General features: G+C 54.4%; 1 protein-coding gene. It reads left to right on the top strand.

The window, feature by feature from the left end:
* The first annotated feature begins 32 nt into the window (after positions 1–32).
* Positions 33–200: a hypothetical protein gene (locus EXE45_RS20060; RefSeq protein WP_158293442.1), complete on the top strand. Its 168-nt coding sequence runs from the start codon at positions 33–35 to the stop codon at positions 198–200.
* Positions 201–434 lie beyond the last annotated feature (234 nt).

Raw genomic sequence — 434 nt, 5'->3', positions numbered from 1 at the left:
AGAAAGCCACCCGCAAGTGCTGACTAACATCCATGAGTGACTACACGCGAGAACCCAACGAGAACTGGCTTCAAGAGAACCAAGGCGAGACGGTGCTGTTACAGTTCCCACACGCAGAGTACGTTGTCACTGTCTATGATGACACAGAAACCGCAAAGATGCTCAACGAAGCCGATGGGGGTGTTCCAGCGGATGACTAAACTACATCGGAAGAAGGTTACAAAGAGCCGTAAGCACCGAGATCGTGGCGGCTTCCCTGTGTCACTCCCCGACAACGCGGAGATTGAGTACATCTCCGAGCAAGGGACCAGCCCCGTGTACGTCTACTACACCAAAACAGGTGAGAAAGATGAGTGACGCATGGATCTCCGTAGACACAGTCGTAGAGAACGGCGAGGTCCACGTCCTCCAACAGCGCGTGGTTGCTGCGGTGG

Source organism: Halorubrum sp. SP9, assembly GCF_005435015.1.
Lineage (GTDB): Archaea > Halobacteriota > Halobacteria > Halobacteriales > Haloferacaceae > Halorubrum > Halorubrum sodomense.
Note: the sequence above shows the minus strand (reverse complement) of the source record. Positions and strands in the feature narration are given on the sequence as shown.

Excerpts from the sequence above, each read along its gene's own strand:
- EXE45_RS20060 (WP_158293442.1), top strand. The coding sequence starts at position 33 with ATGAGTGACTACACGCGAGAACCCAACGAGAACTGGCTTCAAGAGAAC.